Here is an 18,785-nt window from a genome sequence, read left to right on the forward strand (position 1 = left end):
CTGAACAAAGCAGTCTTCTCCCCAGCCGAGGCGCCCTTCGCCAATATCTTGCACGCGTTCCAGAACGCCGCGTAACCGTACGATCCCTTATCCACCGGGAAGTTGCTCTCGAACATGCACCGCTCCGCCCCGAACGCCTCGATGCAGGTCTCCACATAAGGCTTCCAAGCAGCAGCCAGTTCTCCCGACGACGGCGGTTCCGCCTTGGTATGGAAATCCCATCCGTTGATCCGCATCGCCATGCCGCCCAGCTTCACCACCACGTTCGGGCAGGCTGCCAGCGCTTTGATCGACTTCGACCAGTCAGCAAACACCTCGGCGCGCTTGCCGTCATACGACCCGATCGCCAGCGGGCCGCCGACATGGTTCAGGCAGATCGCGGTCCCGGGAAACGCCTGCGCCAGTGCAGTCACATCGCCGATCTGCGGATGATACAGCCACGCATCGAACGACAAGTTCAGCGGCGCCAGGCAGGCAAACCCTTTTCGAAATGTCTCATCAAACATCAACCGGGGCGGAGGCGCATAAGCCGGATTCATCAAGCTCGGATCGGGGTCATACGCTGTGATATGCCGGATACCCCTGAACCGCCCGCCGCCGGCTCGGATGTGCGCTTCCAGCACCGCGCGGGCCTTCTCACCCTCGCGCAGATCGACGTGCCCCACGATACCGGCGCAGATCTTCGTCGCACCATAACCACCGGACGCGCTCATCGCCGCGACGCCGTTGACGAATTCCGTCTCTCCCACCGGCTTGAACGCCTCAGGTCCCGACGCCCGATGCATCGACCGGCACTGCACGAACACGGTGCCGACGATGTTGTGCCCGCTATTGGTATCCGCCAGCAGGTCGTCGAGCATATACAGCCAGTCCGGCCGCTCCCACAGATGGTGGTGCGGATCGACGATCGGCAGTTCCGGCTCCAGGATCGTCTCTTTGCGGCGTGCCAGCCAGTCATTCCGGACCGGCAGATACGGGCTGTGGGTCGTGGTGGTGCTCATGCGGGCGTTTCCTTATGCAGTCCCGGCATTGTTTCCCGCCGCCGGCCGAATGCCAAGACCCGCGGCTACAGACTGGTCAATGCGCCCACGTTGACAGGCTTGGTTGGAAACCGCGTGCGTAACGGCTCAACTGCCGAAACCGGGACGCCTCGAGCCTCTGCCAGCACTTCGATGCCGATGGGACCGCACATGCGGCCCTGGCACGGCCCCATGCCGCACCGCGTATAGGCCTTCAACTGGTTCATCCCCTGGCACCCGGTCCGAACCGCCTGCCGCACGGCACCGGCGGTCACTTCCTCGCACCGGCAGACCAAGGTCGTATCATCCAGCCGCATCGGCAGAGGCGCGAACAGCGTGTCCAACAACGGCCGAACCGCCAAATACCGAGCGCGTTCGGCGCGCAGGGGCGATGCGTCGCCACCAACCAGGCCCAGCGCCGCGATTCGTCCCGACAGTACGGCCGCCGCCGCACCGCCGATCCCGGCCCCATCGCCCGCGATCAGGATTCCGGGCACCGATGTCCGCCCCCATTCGTCCACCACCGGCTGCCAGCAGCGTTGCGTATCGCTCCACGTATGCACACAGCCAACCGCCCGCGACATCTGCACTGACGGAATGACGCCGTCATGCAGAAGCAGCAAGTTCGCGGCCTCGGTCTTCCAATTTTGCGAAACACGGAACGAAACCGATCGCAGCACCGTCTCACCGTCCGCCCGCACCGCCGACGCCGCGATCCACCGCACCCCCGCGTTCGACAATTGCCGCCGCCACGCCAGGCCGCGACTGATCTCCGGCCAGGCCGATACCGAAACGTGCCGCAGCGCCCGCATGGGCGCAAACCCATCCGACAGATCGATCACGCCGGCGATCGTGCCGCCCGCATCCAATACCTGGGTCGCATACAGCAGCAGCAATGGGCCTTGCCCGGCCAGCCACGTACCCTTGTCCGGCAGCAGACCACCCGTCTTCAGCGCGATCTGCGCGGCCCCAACCGTCATCACGCCAGGCAACGTCCAGCCCGGAACGGGCAACGGCCGTTCCGTGGTTCCGGTCGCCAGTAACACGTTACGGGCAAAAACCAAGTGCGCGCCGTCCGCGTCCGACCAGAACACCTGTCCATCTGGCTCGATCGCCCAGACCGTGGCGTTCCAATGCACCTGCGCCGAACCGCCGCGAAAGCGTTGGATCAGCCCCAAGGCTGCCGCGTCGTCGGCATCTTTCGCGCCACGCGTCTCCAGCGCCTGCCAGATCCGGCCGCCCGGCGCGCTGTTTTCATCCAGCACCATCACCGACAGGCCGTGACGGACCGCCTCGACCGCCGCCCCGATCCCAGCCGGTCCGGCGCCAACGATCAGAAGATCAAGGCTCACCCGATGAACTTCACCAGCTTGCCGGACGGCGCCCCCAATACCTCATCATCACGCATCACGATCTGGCCGCGGATGATCGTGGCCACCGGCCAGCCGGTGATCTGCATCCCGGCGAACGGAGTCCATCCGCAGGGCGCGGCGATCCATGATTCCTCGATCCGCCGCTGCCGCTTCATATCCACCAGCGTGAAGTCGCCATCATACCCCGCGGCCAGCCGTCCCTTGCCCACCACGCCGTAAACCCGAGCGGGACCGGCGCACATGAGATCGACCATGCGGGCCAGGGAAACACGGCCGGCGTTCACATGATCCAGCATGATCGGCACCAGCGTCTGCACACCGGTCAGGCCGGCGGGGCAATCCGGCCACGGCAACAGCTTCTTGTCGCGCGGATGCGGCGCGTGATCCGACCCGATCGTATCCACGGTGCCGTCGTTGATCGCCTTCCAAGCCGCGTCCATGTGCTCTTGCCCACGGATCGGCGGGTTCATGACGCCAAACCCCTCCAACCGCTCGTAGCAATCGGGCGCGACCTGGGTCAGGTGATTGACCAGCACCTCACACGTCGCGATGTCGCGGAAATCCTTCAGGTAATCCAGTTCCTGTAAGGTCGAGACGTGCAGGATATGCGCCGTCCGCCCAGTCTTACGAGCCAGTGCCATCAGCCGGCGCGTGCCGAGGAACGCACATTCCTCATCGCGCCAGACCATGTGGTTGGAATACGGATCGCCCGACTTGAACAGTGGCTTGCGCGCCTGCAGCCGGTATTCGTCCTCGCTGTGGAAGGCGATGCGCCGGCGGCCGGAGCGCATGGCTTTTTCCAGGTGCTCGTCGTCCTCGATCATCAGGTCGCCGGTTGAACTGCCGGCGAAGATCTTGATCCCACAGACCCCGCGGCCGAGTTCCAGCGAGGGCAGGGTGGGGATGTTGGTCTTCGTTCCGCCGACGTAGAGACCCATGTCGCACCACGCGACGTTCTCCGCGTAGTCCTGCTTCCAGGCCAGTTGTTCGGGGTCAGTGATGGACGGGCTGGTGTTCGGCATGTCGAACACCGTCGTCAGGCCGCCAAGGATCGCGCCTCTGGTGCCTGTGGGGATGGTCTCGACCGCCTTGTCACCGGGATCGCGCAGATGGACGTGCGGATCGATCAGGCCGGGCAGCACGTGCAGGCCGGTCGCGTCGATCACCTTGTCGGCGGACGCATCCGCACCCACGCCCAGCGCGGCAATCCGGCCGTCGCGCACACCGACATCGGTGTCCTCCGAACCCCACGGCAGCACGCAGGTGCCGTTGCGTATCAGAAGATCGAAATGCGCGGCCATGGGTGGTCCTTTCCCGGTTTGGCGCGACCCTATCACCCTTTGGTGCTGGCGGTCACCGGTTCGGGCCAACCAATGTCTTCCCCTTATCTCGACCGGAGCCCAACCCCGGTATATCGTCCCCCACAAAGCTCGGAGGACACCATGCTCACCCAGGCCCAGATCAATGAATACAACGACGTCGGCGCCATCGTGGTCCCCGACGTCCTGACCCCGGACGAGGTCCGCACTCTCAGCGACGTCACCGACGGCTTCATCGACCGCGCCCGCGGCCTGACCGCCCACAACAACATCTACGACCTGGAAGACAGCCACACCGCGGAAAATCCCAGGGTCCGCCGGATCAAGGCGGCACATGCGCAGCACCCTGCCTACGCTGCTCTCACCAAGCACCCGAAGATCGTCGCGGTCCTACAGTCGCTGTGGGGTCCCAACATCCGCTTCGATTCCGCTAAGCTCAACATGAAATGCGCCGGCTTCGGCGCGCCGGTGGAGTGGCATCAGGACTGGGCATTCTACCCCCACACCAACGACGACCTCGCCGCGGTCGGCGTCATGTTCGACGACATGGCGATGGAAAACGGCCCGCTGATGATCATTCCCGGCAGCCATAAAGGCCCGACCTTCGACCACCACACCGACGGCATCTTCTGCGGCGCGATGAACCCGGCGAACCGTGACGTCGACTTCAGCAAGGCCATCGCCCTGACCGGCAAGGCCGGCTCCATCACGGTGCATCACGTCAGGGCGATACATGGTTCGGCGCCGAACGTCTCCGACCGGGATCGCCGGCTGCTGCTGTTCCAGTTCCGCACGGCCGATGCCTGGCCGATCCTCGGCTTCCCCAACGGCATCGAAGCCTTCGACAAGCTGATGGTTGCCGGTGAGACCCAGCAGCCCAGGCTGGCCCCCGCGCCGATCCGCCTGCCACTGCCGCCGGCCACGCTGCAAGGGTCGTTGTATGAGAACCAGAAGGGCATGAAGACCCGCTTCTTCGACATGGTCCCCGCCGAATGACCCAGCCTGCCTGGATGGAGACGATCTTCGACCGCACCCCGCATCTGTCCGGGACCGGACCGGTCGACCCGATCGTCTACGATGCCTCAGCCGCCGCCCTGCGCCAGCGAACAGTGAATTTCGCCGCCAAACGCTACGCCGACATGATGTTCGTCAGCGGCCTGGATCGCGCCACCGCCGACCGCCATTTCCGCCTGCGTGTCGCGCAGGTACCGTCCGGCCTCAGCGCTCACGCACCGGAAGCCTCGATCCAGGCAGAGGCCGACGCCGCCTTCGCCGCCGGCCGCATCATCGTCGAGACCGATCCCGCCGCCCGTCAGGCCACCGTCCGTTGGGACAACACCGTCGGCCACGCACTGACCCGCCCCGGCTACGGCAGCATCCTGCTCGGGCCGCACACCGCCCCCGCCTTCGACCCCCAACCCATCCAACGCCACCGCCCCGCCCCCAATCAGCCCTGGCCACTCGGTGATGCCGTCGAGCCCGCCAAAGCCCCACCTGCGCCGTTCGCCGCCGCGCTGGATGCGTTCTTCGCCGGCTCTCCCGGCGCCTACGGCGTCCTGATCGCGACCCCGGACCGTGTGCTGGCCGAACGCTACAGCCCATTCGGTGCCCCGGATCGCGCGACCCCAAGCTGGTCGATGACCAAGGCCATCACCTGCACCGTCATCGGCCGCCTGATCCATGACGGCTGGCTGGCATCGATGCACGATCCGGCCCCGGCGCCACTTTGGTCCGATCCCCGCGACATACATCGCCTGATCACGCTGGACCATTTGGTCCGGATGCGCTCCGGCCTCGGCTTCCCGGTGCGGCACGGCGACGGCCGGACCACCATCGGGTTCGAGAACAGTGCCGTCTACCAGGAAGCCGGCAACGCGTTCGAATCCGCCCAACGATCCCTCGTCGCCACGATCCCCGGATCGGTGTTCCGCTACGTGAACAGCGGCATGAACGTCCTCGGCGCCATCATCCGCGACCAGATCGAGCGCCGCGGCCTGCCCTACTACCAGACCGCCTACGGCCTGTTGGTCGATCGGCTGGGCATGGGCAGCTACCAGCACTCGGCTGACATGGCCGGGAACCTGATCGCCTCCGGCGCCGGCTACGCGACATTGCGCGACTACGCCAAGCTGGGTGTGCTGTATCTGAACGACGGTGTCTGGAACCGCGAGCGCCTGCTGCCGGAGGGCTGGGTCGACTATGCCCTGACCCCGACCCACACCGGCACCAGCTACGCCGCCTGCTTCCGCAGCAACGTCAATGGCGCGTTCCCCGACCTGCCGGCGGACACAGCCTGGGCCGCCGGCGCCTCCGACCAGAAGATCTTCATCCTGCTCCGCCATCGCCTGACCGTCGCGGTGTCGAACGAAACCGATCATCCCATGGATATGCCGGCGCTGAACCGGCTGATTGCCACTGCGATCGCGTGTTTTGCGTGATACCAATCTGATGTTGGTGCGGGCCTGGCGGTCGGCTCCCGTCCGTCATGCCGATGCAGATCGGCATCCACGCCTTTTGCAGGCAAAACAAAGGCGTGGATGGCGGCCATCCGCCCGCCATGACGAGTGCGCGACGGTGCCGAAGGATCTATGGTAACATCGATTAATTTAACACCGCCCCTCCCGCAGCGGCCGTCCTGACGCATGCCGCTCATCTACCTGATCGCCGGCGAACAAAGCGGTGACATCCTGGGCGCGCGCCTGATGCACGCGATCAAGGCACGGCGCCCCGACATCGCGTTCGCCGGCGTCGGTGGCAGCGCCATGGCGGCACAGGGCCTCGACAGCCTGTTCCCGATCCGAACCGTGGCACTGATGGGGTTGCTCGAAGTCCTGCCAAAGATTTTCCAGCTTAAAACACTGCTGAAACAGACCGTCGCCGACATCAAGCACCGAACCCCTGATCTACTGGTGACGATCGATTCGCCGGGGTTCACGTTGCGCGTGCTACGGGCCTTGCAGCCCACCACCATCAAGCGGGCGCATTATGTCGCCCCCCAGGCCTGGGCCTGGCGGGAAGGCCGCGTAAAGCACTACCCCGGCCTATGGGACGAACTCCTGTGCCTGTTGCCGTTTGAGCCGGCCTTCTTCGCCGGCCACGGCCTGTCCGCCCGCTTCGTCGGCCATCCGGTGCTGGAGAGCGGCGCCGAAACCGGCAACGCCGAACGCTTCCGCACCCGCCACGCCATCCCAGCCGGTGCCAAAATCCTCACCGTCATGCCCGGCAGCCGCCAAACCGAGGTATCTCGTCTGCTGCCGATCCTGGAGGCAACGATCCGCCTCCTCCCCGAACCCGTCATCCCGGTCGTGCCGTTGGCCGGCCCGGTCGAGGCCGTCGTGCGGCAGCGAACCACATCCTGGCCGATCAAGCCGATCCTGGTCGCCGACACGCAGGGCAAGCATGATGCCTTTGCCGCTTCCGACGCCGCGCTGACCAAGTCCGGCACGTCGACGCTGGAACTGGCGGTGGCCAATGTGCCGATGCTGGTCACCTACCGGATCAATCCTATCTCGCACCAGATCGTGAAACGGGTAGTGAAGGTGAAATACGCCTCGATCGTCAATCTTCTGCTGAACCGGCAAGTGGTGCCGGAACTGCTGCAGTACGAAAGCCGGCCGGACCGCCTCGCCGCCGAACTGCACCGCCTGCTGACCGACCCGGACGCCGCCGCGGCCCAGCGTCAGGGATTCGCCGAGGCCCTGACACTGCTGCGGCCCGCGTCAGGCACACCCTCGGAGGCCGCGGCCGAAGCCGTGCTGTCGATGCTGCCGTCTCCGTAACGCGGGACCGGCGCGAACGGGTCCAGCAACTGCCCAACCAGGCCGGGCGGAACCGCGGTGTGGGTGCCGTAAACCGACGGTTGCCGATCTTTCGGCAGATAGTAGGACCCGAACAGCCGATCGACCCAGGGCAACATCGGCGCATAGTTCTTGTTGATCAGCGCCGGCCCGTCGTTCGTATGGTGCCAATGGTGAAAGGCCGGTGTCGCCACCAGCCACTCTAACGGGCCGAAGCGCCACCGCACGTTGGCATGAATGAAGAAGCCCCAGACCGGACCCAGCAGCATTACGATCAAGGGGATGGATGCGGCATCGCCGCCCATGGGATTGCCCAGACCCAGCACGAACAGCGGCATCAACCCGCAAAGCCGGGTGAAGATGAAGTCCACCGGGTGCCCGCGCGAGTTGACCAGCCAATCGACATGGGTGGGGCTGTGATGGACCGCGTGGAACCGCCACAGGAACGGAATTTCGTGGCACCAGCGGTGGCCCCAGTAAAACCCGACCTCCATCACCACAAGGGCAACGACCAAGCGGGCCGCCAGCGGTGCATGGAGGAATGCAGCCGTCGCGCTGGCCGGTACCCAGCGATGCGCGACCCATGCCGCGGCGCCGAGCGGAATGCCCAGCGCCAACGCCGGCAAGATGCCGTTGATGAAATAATACCCCAGATCGGTCAGAAATCCGGCTCGAAAGAATCGTGCCCGCCGCAGGGAGAACAGCCGCTCCAGCGGCAGGAATACCAATGCCAGGACAACCAGCCAGACCGACAGGCTGGCCGTCATTTTCGCGATTGCAAGCAGATGCTGTCCGATAAACATGTCGCAACGGCCTATACGCGGTTCCCTCGGCGCATGGGCACCGGATTCGCGTGTGCCTCGATCAGGCGCGGGTTAGGCTGCCTCCGTCCGTCGAACGGCGTCGCCGTGCCAGGCCGATCAGCCCCACGACGCCGGTCAGCACCATCGCCACGCTTGCCGGTTCAGGCACCTGCGTCACCGACACGTTGGTCAGCAGCGCGAAAGGCGGGCTGCCGCCAGGAGACATCGACGTAAACGACAGCAACTCACTGCTGCTCGTCGCGATGAAATCGAACGTTTGGTTCATCCATCCCGAGAAGGATTGCGTTGCGATCGTTTTCCCCGTCGTGTCCTGGGTTGTCGCGCTGTTGGGACCAAGGTTGACCGCCCAATAATCGTTCACCGTACCGGTGAACCCGGTCTGCTGTGCTTCCGCCCATGCGAATGACACGGCATAGGTTTGTCCGATCGTCAGTCCGTTGATCGTCTGGGTAATGGGTCCTTGTTCGTAGATGGGATCCGCCGCGGCGTAATTTTCGCCGGCGATGGGGGGCGCGGGGCTGGTGCCCAGGCTGAGCGAGCCCCCTGACCCCTGAGCCGTCGTCGAGCCTGGCAGGAAGACAAAATTGTAGCCGGCGGTCGTCCAGTCCGCCACGGATTCGCCCAGGCTATTGCTGTAGCCGGTGCCGAATTGGATCGACGTCGTTCCGCCGGTCACGGCGAAGCTGCCGTTTTGAACAAGGTTCTGGGCCATCGCCGAACCGGAGAAGGCGGCGATCAGCAGCGCGGCGGATGCACCGCGAATGGCTCGGGCGCCGAATGCCTGTGAACCCCTGACGATACAAAGGCCTGATCGCCGTGTGTCCATAATTGGACGTCCTTCAAAATATCTCATTTCGATAGTGATTTACCACCGATTGGGTGATCATTGTCAACAAAATCTGGGAATGGGAAAACAAAATCAATATTTAGATGACAAACATAAATACTACAATTTCGTCTCGTGATGGGATGCACTCACAAGCTGGTCGTGCGCCCGATGTCCCCACGGATCCTGGCGCAAACGGCGATCAAACCGTCGTGCGCCCTCTCATACGATGGCGCCGGGCGGCGGCAACCAGACCCACCAGTCCGGTGGCCATCAGCGCCAGGCTCGCGGGTTCCGGCACTTGCGTCATCGACACGTTGGCGAGCAACGCGAATGGCGGCTGGCCGGTGGGTGTTCCGGTCGCCAGGAACGAGAGCAGTTCGCTGGGACCGGTCGCGATGAAATCGAATGTCTGGTTCACCCAGGCCGAGGCGCCTTCGGTTGGAAGCGACACAAGGCTGGTTGTTTGGCTTGGGTTGGACACGGAAACCGTGCCCAGGCTGACGGTCCATTCATCGGTCGTTGCGCCGCTGAAGCCGGATTGCTGCGCCCCGGCCCAGGCAAACGACACAGCGTAAGATTTCCCCGCGGTCAGGCCGTTGATGGTCTGCGTGATGGCCGAGACCTCATACGCCCCGTCGGCGCCGATGTAATTCCCGCTGCCCGCGGTGCAGGCGCCGCTCGTTGGGGCGCACAGTGGCAGAAGCGCCGCGTTCGTCCCGCCATTGGCCGGCCCCCATAGCCTCACCGTCGCCTGGCCCGTCGCGCCGGTCGTGTCGGCGGTGTTCGGCAGGTAGACGAAATTGTAACCGGCGGTCGACCATCCGACCAGCGTCTGGGCGGGTGTGAAGCCGTTGTTCGTCGAGCCGAATTCGGCTGCCTCGGCGGCCTGGGTCACGCCACCGATCACGGCCTGGGAAAAAGTGCCGTTCACCACAAGATTCTGGGCCTGCGCGGTGGCGGCAAACATGCCCGATACCAGGACGGTCAACGCCAGGATCGACGTGCCGCGCAAGGCGGAACGCATGGCCGCCGGCCGGTCATCGCCACGATAGGTCGTCCGGCCGCAATCCACAAATAGGGATCCTGGAACACAGTGAGATGCCAGTTACAGCGGAATACGATATAGTCTGTCAATCGTAATGTGTTTGAGGAGGCTCCGCAGCCGGGCGCGATTGGGCGATCGCCCTTTGGATTCGCGCGCCACCGCCACGCTGCGACGGGATCGGGACCGCGCAGCAAATCCCGCGGTCAAGGGGGGCCACGCCGGCTTTGCCTCGGCGTGTTCCTTGACAGTCCTGACACCCGCCGCTACGCCCCCGCGCCAATCCTACACGTCTGTAACCTGACATCCTCCGAGGGTCTCCGCATCATGCCGGTTCATGCCTTCATCTTCCCGGGCCAGGGCAGCCAGGCCGTCGGCATGGGCCGCGACCTCGCCGCCGCCTTCGCCGCCGCGCGGGAGGTGTTCGAGGAAGTCGACGAAACCCTGAAGCAAAAGCTGTCCAAGCTGATGTTCGAGGGGCCGCACGAAGAGCTCACGCTGACCGAAAACACCCAGCCGGCACTGATGGCGCACTCGCTGGCTGTGCTGCGGGTGCTGGAACGGGAAGGCGGGACCAGCCTGCAACGCAAGGCGCTGGTCGTCGCGGGCCACTCGCTGGGGGAATACAGCGCGCTCGCCGCCGCCGGGGCCTTTTCGGTTACCGCCGCCGCGCGCCTGTTGAAGCTGCGCGGCCAGTCCATGCAGAAGGCGGTGCCGGCCGGCATAGGCGCGATGGCCGCCCTGCTGGGTGCCGACATGGATCAGGCACGGGCGATCTGCGCCGAGGCGGGACCGGTGCCGGAAACCGGCGTGCTGGAAGTCGTCCAACCCGCCAACGACAACGGCGGCGGCCAGGTGGTGATCTCCGGCCATCGCACGGCGATCGAACGGGCCATCGAGATCGCCAAGTCCAAGGGCGTCCGCCGGGCGATGCTGCTGCCGGTGTCCGCGCCATTCCACTGCGCGCTGATGGCCCCGGCGGCGGATGTGATGGCGGAAGCGCTTGAAACGACGATGCCCAAGGCGCCTTGTGTGCCGCTGGTGGCGAATGTCTCGGCCAAACGCGAATCCGATCCTGGGCAAATCCGCGACCTGCTGATACAGCAGGTGACCGCCACCGTGCGCTGGCGCGAATGCGTCACGGCGATGACGGACATGGGCGTCGACAGTTTTATAGAACTCGGTGCCGGCAAGGTGCTGACGGGACTGATCAAGCGAATCGCACCGGACGCGTCCGGAGCCGCCGCCGGCACGCCGGCGGAGATCGAAGCGGTGCTGAAAAGTCTCTGAGCGAGGAGGGAGAAGCGGCGATGTTCCGATTGGATGGCAAGGCCGCCCTGGTGACCGGCGCCTCCGGTGGCATCGGAGCGGCAATCGCTCGTGCCCTGCATGCCCAGGGCGCCAATGTTGCCCTGTCCGGCACAAGGCGTGAGGCGCTGGAGGCATTGGCAGCCGAACTCGGTGAGCGCGCCCATGTTTGCCCCGCCGACCTGCGTGACGCGTCGGAACCCGACGCCCTGGTCGAGATGGCGGAAAAAGCCACCGGCCCACTGCATATATTGGTGAATAACGCGGGAATGACTCGCGACATGCTGGCCCTGCGGATGTCCGACCAGGACTGGCAGTCGGTTTTGGATGTCGATTTGTCCGCGCCGTTCCGCCTGATCAGGGCCACGCTGCGCGGCATGCTGCGGCGGCGTGCCGGCCGGATCATCAACATCTCATCCATCGTCGGCGCGACCGGGAATGCCGGACAGGCCAATTATGCCGCGGCCAAGGCCGGCTTGGTCGGCATGAGCAAGGCGCTGGCGCAGGAAGTCGCTTCCCGCGGGATCACCATCAACGTGGTGGCACCGGGCTTCGTGGTCACCGCGATGACCGACGTGCTGGGCGAAGCACAGAAGACCAAACTATCCGAATCCATTCCGCTCCGGCGACTCGGTCAGCCGGATGACATCGCGGGTGCCGTTGCCTATCTGGCTTCGGATGAAGCGGGGTGGGTCACCGGCGCCACACTGCACGTTAATGGCGGAATGGCGATGATCTAGGGAGATGCGTAACCAGCCGGCAACCTTTCCCGTCCGCGGGAAACCATGCTAAGCGCCCGGTGCCATGTCTGGCGCGGCTCGCTTCATGGACCGGGACAAGGCCCGGCCGCGGAAAAGCCGGACAACGACGACAACCCAACGACAGTTCAGGAGTAGCGGAGCCGATGAGCGACATTGCCGACAAGATCAAGCGGATCGTGGTGGAACACCTCGGCGTGGACGAAGCCAAGGTGACGCCGGAAGCGTCATTCATCGACGACCTGGGCGCCGACAGCCTGGACACGGTCGAGCTGGTGATGGCATTCGAAGAAGAATTCGACGTCGAGATCCCCGAGGACGCGGCCGAGAAGATCGCGACCGTCAAGGACGCGATCGACTATATCGAAAAGCAGAAGCAGTAAGAACTGCCCTGGGATGAGCGTGAAAGGCCTGCTGTGATGCGGCGAGTGGTGGTGACGGGCATGGGCATCGCCTGTCCCCTGGGTGTGGGCGTGGAGCATGTCTGGCGCCGGTTGATCAATGCCGAGTCGGGCATCGGCGCCATCACGGCGTTCGACGCCAAGGATTCGCCCTGCAAGGTGGCTGGCCAGGTGCCCGCCGGAACCAGGGCCGACGGCGGGCTCGACATCAATGAGTGGATTCCGGTCAAGGACCAGAAAAAGATGGATCGCTTCATCCATCTGGCGATGGTCGCCGGTTCCGAGGCGGTCGAGGATTCCGGCTGGGTGCCGCAAACCGAGGATGATCACTGCGCCACCGGCGTGATGATCGGGTCCGGAATCGGTGGGCTGGAGACGATTTATCAGGCCTCCATCCAGGTCCATGAAGGCAAGGCTCGGCGGTTGTCGCCGTTCTTCATTCCTTCGGCGCTCAGTAATCTTGCGTCCGGCCATTTGTCGATCAAATACGGATTCAAGGGGCCGAACCACTCGGTGGTGACGGCTTGTGCGACAGGCGTGCATGCGATCGGCGATGCGTCGCGGCTGATCGGGCTGGGCGACGCCGATGTCATGCTGGCCGGCGGGGCGGAAGCCACGGTGTGCGAGCTTGGAATCGCCGGGTTCTGCGCCTCCCGCGCCTTGTCCACCGGGTTCAACGACCGGCCCACCGCCGCCTCGCGCCCCTGGGACAAGGATCGCGACGGGTTCGTGATGGGCGAAGGGTCCGGCTGCGTCGTGCTGGAGGAATATGAGCACGCGAGGAAGCGCGGCGCGAAGATTTACGCCGAGGTATCCGGTTATGGCATGTCCGGCGACGCGTATCACATCCCCGCCCCGGCGGAAGGCCACGACGGCGCGTTCCGGTCGATGCGCAACGCGATGAAAAGCGGCGGCTACAGCCCCGCCGACATCCAGTATGTCAACGCCCACGGCACTTCGACGCCACTGGGCGACGATCTGGAACTGGAAGCGGTCGAACGGCTGTTCGGCGACGCGGCCCGCGGTATCGCCATGTCGTCCACCAAGTCGGCCACCGGTCACCTGCTGGGTGCCGCGGGCGCGATCGAGGCGGTGTTCTCGATCCTCGCTATCCGCGACGGGGTAGCGCCGCCGACGCTGAACCTGGACGAACCGAGCCGGGAAAGCGTGATCGATCGGGTGGCGAAGGCGGCGCAGCAGCGGCGGATCAAGGTGGCCTTGTCCAACAGCTTCGGGTTTGGTGGGACCAACGCCTCTGTCATCTTCCGCGCCGCCTGATCCGGCACCGTCGTCGCGGCGGCGATGGGCGCTACTCACCGGCCTCCTGACGGTTGCCGTTTTGGGTGGCACCGCGGTGGGCGGTATTCACTGGTGGCGTGGCGCCCTGGTGCGACCCGGCCCGCTGGCGGCCTCGCGCGACATCCTGGTGCCGCACGGTGGAACGGCTCAGCTTGCTCAGGCGCTGGCGGCGGATGATCTGGTGGACCAGCCGCGTCTGTTTCGTGCGGCGGCCTGGCTGACCCGGGGTGAGGGAACACTGCATGCCGCCGAATTCGCCTTCCCCGCGCATGCATCGATCCGCCAGGTGCTGGCGATTTTGCGTTCGGCACATCCGGTCGAACACCGTCTGACGATCGCCGAGGGGCTGACCGCGCAGCAGATCGTCGGTGTGCTGGCACATGCCGACGCGATGACCGGTGAGGTGCGGACGATCGCGGAAGGGTCGGTTCTGCCGCAGACCTATGATTACGAATACGGCGCCGATCGCACGGCAATCGTGGCTCGGGCGCAGGCGGCGATGCACAAGGACCTCGCCGAGGCTTGGGCCGACCGGGCGCCCGGATTGCCGCTATCCAGTCCCCACGACGCGCTGATTCTGGCCAGTATCGTGGAGCGGGAGACAGCGAAACCGGAGGAACGGCCGCATGTCGCCGCCGTCTATCTCAATCGCCTGCGGCTGGGGATGCGGCTGCAAGCCGATCCCACCGTGATCTATTCGGCCAGCAATGGCGCCGGGGTACTGGATCACCCGCTTACCCACGCGGAGTTGGTCCGGGACGATCCCTTCAACACGTACCGCAGTGCGGGATTGCCTCCGTCGCCGATCTGCTCCCCGAGCCCCGACAGTCTGCATGCGGTGCTGCACCCGGCGGCCAGCGACGACCTGTATTTCGTCGCGGACGGAACGGGTGGACATGTGTTCTCCCGCAGCTATGCGGCGCATGACACCGCCGTGGCAAAATGGCGGGCGCTGGCCCCGTCCACGTCACACGGCAACCCGGATTGATACGCGGTCGCGCTGCACCGCGTGTTGGCACAATTCAATTCACCGCTTTTCGTCTCGCCGAACGCATGCTTCGATGGCCGCGGCAGGTAGGGGCGGCACATGTCGGTATCAGCATCGGGCTTGGCGGCCGTACGGCCGACCGCGGAACAAAGTCGTAAAGCGATCTATGCCGCGACGATCGGCAACGTCATGGAATGGTACGATTTCGGCGTGTTCGGCTACCTCGCCGGATCGTTGGCACTGAATTTCTTTCCAAAAGGCGATCCGGCCTCGGCGCTGTTGAATACCTTCCTGGTGTTCGGAGTCGGCCTGGTGTTCCGGCCGCTGGGCGGGATTGTGATCGGCCGCATGGGCGACACACGCGGCCGCAAGCCCGCTTTGGTGCTGACCATTCTACTCATGGCGTTGGGAACGGTCATCATCGGCGTGCTGCCCACCTACTCCTCGATCGGCGTCATGGCGCCGGTGCTGTTGCTGGTGGCGCGTCTGTTGCAAGGGTTTTCCACTGGTGGCGAATGGGGCGGGGCGACGGCGTTCATGGCCGAATGGTCGATGGAGGGTAAGCGCGGGCTCTACACCAGTTTCCAGCAGATGTCCGTCGCCGGCGGCGGCTTACTTGGGGTGGGCCTCGCCGCGCTGCTGACCTCATGGATCGGATCGGATGCGATCAACGATTGGGGCTGGCGGATCCCGTTCCTCCTCGGCGGATTGTTCGGGCCGATTGGCCTGTGGCTGCGGCGAAACGTCGATGAGACCCCACCCTACCGGGCGACGGTAGCCGAAGGCGAGACAGCGGAGGCGTCAACCCTCGGCCACGCCGTGCAGGCGTTCGGCTTCACCATCCTGTGGACCGTATCGTTCTACGTGTTTTTGACGTATATGCCAACGTATACACGAACGCAATTGCACCTGACCGCGGCCCAGTCGCTGTGGGCATCGACGGCCAGTTTGTTCACGCTGGTGGTCCTGGTCCCGTTGATGGGTGCGCTGTCGGATCGGATCGGGCGAAAGCGGCTGCTGCTGGCGTCGTGCGCGTTGTGCTTCATCATTCCGATTCCAGCGTTCTTAGTGCTGACGGGGGGATATGGCTTTGTCAGCGTCGTTTTGATTCAGGTTGTTTTTGCTTTTTCGATCTCGCTGTTCTCCGGTCCCGGACCGGCGGCGATTTCGGAGATCTTTCCGACGCGCGGCCGTTCCACCTGGATGTCGTCTTCCTACGCGCTGGCGGTTGCCATATTCGGCGGTTTCGCTCCGTTCATTTCGCAATGGCTGATCGACGAAACGGGGTCGAAAATGGCACCGACCGCCTATGTTATGGCGGCGGCGGCGATCAGCTTCATAACGATCGCGGGCCTGCGTGAAACGGCGCACGAACCGTTACGATAAGGCAGATCGCCGGGCGGCAAAAACGTGACGTGACGATGGGGGAAGAAGGCGTTTTTGTCCGGCGATCTGCTGCGATACGGAATGGTTCACGCGCAGGGCAAGAAAGGGGGCGCTCCGGTCGGGCGGCACCGGATACCAGCCTCGTCATGGCGCGATGCCGGGTCATGACGAGGCCGGTACGCCAGTTAGCCACGACGGCGGCGGGCAGTCGCCAAACCTACAAGGCCGGTGCCGAGCAATGCCATCGACACGGGCTCGGGCACCGGAAGGCTGCCGCCGTTGGCTCCACCACCGGTCAAATCTTCATCCGCGGCTATACCGGCGTCGGATTCGAAACTGGTGCCGTTGCTCGCGAACAACACCGGGCCGGGGCTGCTGGCAACCGAAAAATCGCCTGATTGGGCGGTCAAAATCAGATTCTCCTCACCATCGTCGGAGTCGATTTCGAAATTGGAAGCGTTGTCGCTCACAATCGTGCTGCCCGTCGCGCTGTCGAAGGTTTCCGCGCGCAGCACGCTGCCCGCCGTCGTCGTGATGTCGAAGGATGTCAGAATGCCTGCGTCGTTGGTGACGAAAGATCCCGCGGCGGTTCCACCGTCGGCGAACGCCACCCCCGACAGGGTCCAGGTCACGTCGGCATGGGCCGTCCGTGGGGCGCCGGAAACCGCCAGGGCAGTTATTCCAGCAACGATGGCCGATAGAGAGAACTTGTTTGTGGAGCGCATTTTCATCGTCCGATTTCTGGCAGGAGCCAAGTCATTGCACGCCCGTTCCGGGCAGGAAATCTGAAGGCAAATCGCGGGTCAGTCACGGCATTCGTAGTCCTCCGGCAAGAAATACACGCCTGTACAAATATGCACGCCAAAAGGTATGAAATATCGCGATATTACGAATCTGGTGTCTCCGGATGAGGCAGTCTGAGATTTTACTTTCGATCGAAACCATGGTGATCGGCGTCACGTGATGGTGGCCCCCGCCATAGCCCAGCGATGTCGGCTTTGCCACCGCAACGGGGCAGGCCGATCGGCTGTTCATCAAAAATTCACCAAGAACAGTTACGGAAAAGCCAAAATCGCAACATATTGTTTGTTTTTATTACTTTGATTGTCCCGCTGGACGTGTAACGCAGAACCTGGCGGCGTCACTAATGGTTTCGATCGTTATGAAATTCCGAACGCAGCCGGGTGGCAACCGACCTGCGTGCCAATGACGCGAAACGGAGCCTACGTCCTCCAGGCCAGCAAATGCTCCGCTGCACGCTCTATATCGAACGCCGGCCGATACGGCGTGTCGGCGATGATCCTGGCGATATCCATCGCCCCCCGGTCGTAGCCCGTGTGGCTTTCGACGTTCCACGCCTCCCCATCCCTGGCGCGACGCCACCGGAAACCGGGCAGGCGGGCCGCGACGGCCCGGCACCAATCCTCCGCCGTGGTACCTTGGCCGGTCGCCAGGTTGTAGATCGTCCGCGGCGTGGACTTCATCTCCGCCAGTGCCACCAACCCGGCGGCGATGTCGCGCGACAGCGTGTAATCCCCACGCCAGGGCGGACCCAGCACCGCCTGGATCCCCGCCGCCGCTAAATCCAGGGTCTGCAGCATTGGCGACAGCGTATCCCGTACCCCCGTGGCGTATTCCCACGGCCCATACACCACCCCGAGACGAGCAACCGTCAGCGCTACACCCTGTGTTTCGGCGATACGAGGAAGGATCGATTCCGCTGCGAATTTTGTCAGTCCATACAGGTTCACCGGCGCCGGGCGCAGTGTATCTTCGTCCATCAGATCAACCGTCGCCGCCGAGGCGCCGTAAACCGCCCCCGAACTGGGATAGACAAACCGCTTCACGCCACAACGTGCGGCGGCCATCAGCGTTGTCACCGCGCCCTGGACATTGACCGCGACGACGGACTCCGGGTCCGCGATCTCCCGCTCGGATCCGGCGGTGATGACAGCGCAATGAATGACCGCCTCGACCGGCATTGCCGTCAGGGCGCGTGACAGATCGGCGTTCGATAATATGGTCCCGTCGATCATCGTCAGCCGCCCCGGCAACGAGGCAAAATCGCGCGCCGCGCGTTCCGGCAGCTTGATGCGGTCTAGACCGACGACATCCCGACCCGCCGCAAGCAGATGTTCCACGACGTTCAAGGCGACGAACCCCGCCGCACCGGTTACCAGTATTGCCATGCGGCCCATTACACCGCCGAGCGATTGACCGTGCAAGCCAACGACCGGAGATGGTCTGCATTCAGCCGATGAGGGTCGACGACGAGGAATTCCGCTATACCAAACAGGGTGATATCGGAACGGTTTATCGGGCGGAACATCGGCCGGCATCCGCCGTAACCGGCCGGGCGGCGAATGAAAAATTGTGGCCTTAGACCGGAGCAGATGGACCTTTCCGAACAGAAGTGACCCAGTTCGGTGGACTGGGGAGAAA

At 64.4% G+C, this 18,785-nt stretch carries 17 protein-coding genes; 9 read left to right on the top strand and 8 right to left on the bottom strand.

What is annotated here, in order from left to right:
• From GSQ89_RS06670 to GSQ89_RS06680, 3 genes are all read right to left on the bottom strand, one after another.
• Positions 1-1,001 (bottom strand): amidohydrolase (locus GSQ89_RS06670; protein WP_158923275.1); only part of this gene is annotated, 1,001 nt, incomplete at its 3' end.
• A 65-nt stretch (positions 1,002-1,066) separates the two neighbouring features.
• A complete protein-coding gene (locus tag GSQ89_RS06675; RefSeq protein ID WP_158923277.1) occupies positions 1,067-2,371 on the bottom strand; it encodes an NAD(P)/FAD-dependent oxidoreductase in 1,305 nt (434 codons plus the stop codon).
• Complete coding sequence (locus GSQ89_RS06680; protein WP_158923279.1) at positions 2,368-3,693, bottom strand: dihydroorotase; 1,326 nt, start codon at positions 3,691-3,693, stop codon at positions 2,368-2,370. Before GSQ89_RS06680 ends, GSQ89_RS06675 begins: the two co-directional genes overlap by 4 nt.
• A gap of 141 nt (positions 3,694-3,834) precedes the next feature.
• Between GSQ89_RS06680 and GSQ89_RS06685 the strand changes: the two genes are divergently transcribed.
• The 3 genes from GSQ89_RS06685 to lpxB all read left to right on the top strand — a co-directional run bounded on the left by GSQ89_RS06685 (position 3,835) and on the right by lpxB (position 7,490).
• The gene (locus GSQ89_RS06685; protein ID WP_158923281.1) at positions 3,835-4,707 is read left to right on the top strand and encodes a phytanoyl-CoA dioxygenase family protein; all 873 of its coding nucleotides are present in this window, start codon (positions 3,835-3,837) and stop codon (positions 4,705-4,707) included.
• On the top strand, positions 4,704-6,149 hold the full coding sequence (locus tag GSQ89_RS06690; RefSeq protein ID WP_158923283.1) for a serine hydrolase: 1,446 nt from the start codon (positions 4,704-4,706) through the stop codon (positions 6,147-6,149). Before GSQ89_RS06685 ends, GSQ89_RS06690 begins: the two co-directional genes overlap by 4 nt.
• A 204-nt stretch (positions 6,150-6,353) precedes the next feature.
• On the top strand, positions 6,354-7,490 hold the full coding sequence (lpxB, locus tag GSQ89_RS06695) for a lipid-A-disaccharide synthase (protein ID WP_158923285.1): 1,137 nt from the start codon (positions 6,354-6,356) through the stop codon (positions 7,488-7,490).
• On the opposite strand, the gene GSQ89_RS06700 is transcribed toward lpxB, so the two are convergent.
• The 3 genes from GSQ89_RS06700 to GSQ89_RS06710 form a co-directional block, all read right to left on the bottom strand.
• Complete coding sequence (locus GSQ89_RS06700) at positions 7,391-8,311, bottom strand: sterol desaturase family protein (protein ID WP_216856040.1); 921 nt, start codon at positions 8,309-8,311, stop codon at positions 7,391-7,393. The genes lpxB and GSQ89_RS06700 overlap by 100 nt on opposite strands.
• 61 nt (positions 8,312-8,372) lie before the next feature.
• The gene (locus GSQ89_RS06705; protein WP_158923287.1) at positions 8,373-9,158 is read right to left on the bottom strand and encodes a PEP-CTERM sorting domain-containing protein; all 786 of its coding nucleotides are present in this window, start codon (positions 9,156-9,158) and stop codon (positions 8,373-8,375) included.
• 202 nt (positions 9,159-9,360) lie between these two features.
• Positions 9,361-10,233: a PEP-CTERM sorting domain-containing protein gene (locus GSQ89_RS06710; RefSeq protein ID WP_158923289.1), complete on the bottom strand. Its 873-nt coding sequence runs from the start codon at positions 10,231-10,233 to the stop codon at positions 9,361-9,363.
• Between the two features lie 297 nt (positions 10,234-10,530).
• Here GSQ89_RS06710 and fabD point away from each other — a divergent pair, with 297 nt between their 5' ends.
• From fabD to GSQ89_RS06740, 6 genes are all read left to right on the top strand, one after another.
• Positions 10,531-11,493: an ACP S-malonyltransferase gene (gene fabD / locus GSQ89_RS06715; RefSeq protein WP_158923291.1), complete on the top strand. Its 963-nt coding sequence runs from the start codon at positions 10,531-10,533 to the stop codon at positions 11,491-11,493.
• Positions 11,494-11,513: 20 nt separating this feature from the next.
• The gene (gene fabG, locus GSQ89_RS06720) at positions 11,514-12,251 is read left to right on the top strand and encodes a 3-oxoacyl-[acyl-carrier-protein] reductase (RefSeq protein ID WP_158923293.1); all 738 of its coding nucleotides are present in this window, start codon (positions 11,514-11,516) and stop codon (positions 12,249-12,251) included.
• 164 nt (positions 12,252-12,415) lie between these two features.
• Positions 12,416-12,652 (top strand): acyl carrier protein, encoded by a 237-nt coding sequence (locus GSQ89_RS06725; RefSeq protein ID WP_158923295.1) that lies wholly within the window; start codon positions 12,416-12,418, stop codon positions 12,650-12,652.
• 36 nt (positions 12,653-12,688) lie between these two features.
• The gene (fabF, locus tag GSQ89_RS06730) at positions 12,689-13,948 is read left to right on the top strand and encodes a beta-ketoacyl-ACP synthase II (protein ID WP_158923612.1); all 1,260 of its coding nucleotides are present in this window, start codon (positions 12,689-12,691) and stop codon (positions 13,946-13,948) included.
• A 76-nt stretch (positions 13,949-14,024) separates the two neighbouring features.
• Entirely contained in the window at positions 14,025-14,957 is a 933-nt protein-coding gene (mltG, locus tag GSQ89_RS06735) for an endolytic transglycosylase MltG (protein ID WP_254073103.1), read from the top strand.
• Between the two features lie 99 nt (positions 14,958-15,056).
• On the top strand, positions 15,057-16,343 hold the full coding sequence (locus tag GSQ89_RS06740) for an MFS transporter (RefSeq protein WP_158923297.1): 1,287 nt from the start codon (positions 15,057-15,059) through the stop codon (positions 16,341-16,343).
• Between the two features lie 185 nt (positions 16,344-16,528).
• Here GSQ89_RS06740 and GSQ89_RS39075 read toward each other — a convergent pair whose 3' ends face one another.
• Both GSQ89_RS39075 and GSQ89_RS06750 read right to left on the bottom strand, forming a co-directional pair.
• Entirely contained in the window at positions 16,529-16,954 is a 426-nt protein-coding gene (locus GSQ89_RS39075) for a PEP-CTERM sorting domain-containing protein (RefSeq protein WP_254073104.1), read from the bottom strand.
• A 612-nt stretch (positions 16,955-17,566) separates the two neighbouring features.
• A complete protein-coding gene (locus GSQ89_RS06750; RefSeq protein WP_158923299.1) occupies positions 17,567-18,532 on the bottom strand; it encodes an NAD(P)-dependent oxidoreductase in 966 nt (321 codons plus the stop codon).
• Positions 18,533-18,785 lie beyond the last annotated feature (253 nt).

It is taken from the genome of Acidisphaera sp. S103 (assembly GCF_009765975.1).
In the GTDB taxonomy this organism is placed as follows: Bacteria; Pseudomonadota; Alphaproteobacteria; order Acetobacterales; family Acetobacteraceae; genus Rhodopila.

Coding starts and splice junctions, on each gene's coding strand:
- GSQ89_RS06740 (WP_158923297.1), top strand. CDS start 15,057: ATGTCGGTATCAGCATCGGGCTTGGCGGCCGTACGGCCGACCGCGGAA.
- fabF (WP_158923612.1), top strand. CDS start 12,689: ATGCGGCGAGTGGTGGTGACGGGCATGGGCATCGCCTGTCCCCTGGGT.
- fabG (WP_158923293.1), top strand. CDS start 11,514: ATGTTCCGATTGGATGGCAAGGCCGCCCTGGTGACCGGCGCCTCCGGT.
- GSQ89_RS06750 (WP_158923299.1), bottom strand. CDS start 18,532: ATGGCAATACTGGTAACCGGTGCGGCGGGGTTCGTCGCCTTGAACGTC.
- lpxB (WP_158923285.1), top strand. CDS start 6,354: ATGCCGCTCATCTACCTGATCGCCGGCGAACAAAGCGGTGACATCCTG.
- GSQ89_RS06680 (WP_158923279.1), bottom strand. CDS start 3,693: ATGGCCGCGCATTTCGATCTTCTGATACGCAACGGCACCTGCGTGCTG.
- GSQ89_RS06705 (WP_158923287.1), bottom strand. CDS start 9,158: ATGGACACACGGCGATCAGGCCTTTGTATCGTCAGGGGTTCACAGGCA.
- fabD (WP_158923291.1), top strand. CDS start 10,531: ATGCCGGTTCATGCCTTCATCTTCCCGGGCCAGGGCAGCCAGGCCGTC.
- GSQ89_RS06700 (WP_216856040.1), bottom strand. CDS start 8,311: ATGTTTATCGGACAGCATCTGCTTGCAATCGCGAAAATGACGGCCAGC.
- GSQ89_RS06690 (WP_158923283.1), top strand. CDS start 4,704: ATGACCCAGCCTGCCTGGATGGAGACGATCTTCGACCGCACCCCGCAT.
- GSQ89_RS06725 (WP_158923295.1), top strand. CDS start 12,416: ATGAGCGACATTGCCGACAAGATCAAGCGGATCGTGGTGGAACACCTC.
- GSQ89_RS06685 (WP_158923281.1), top strand. CDS start 3,835: ATGCTCACCCAGGCCCAGATCAATGAATACAACGACGTCGGCGCCATC.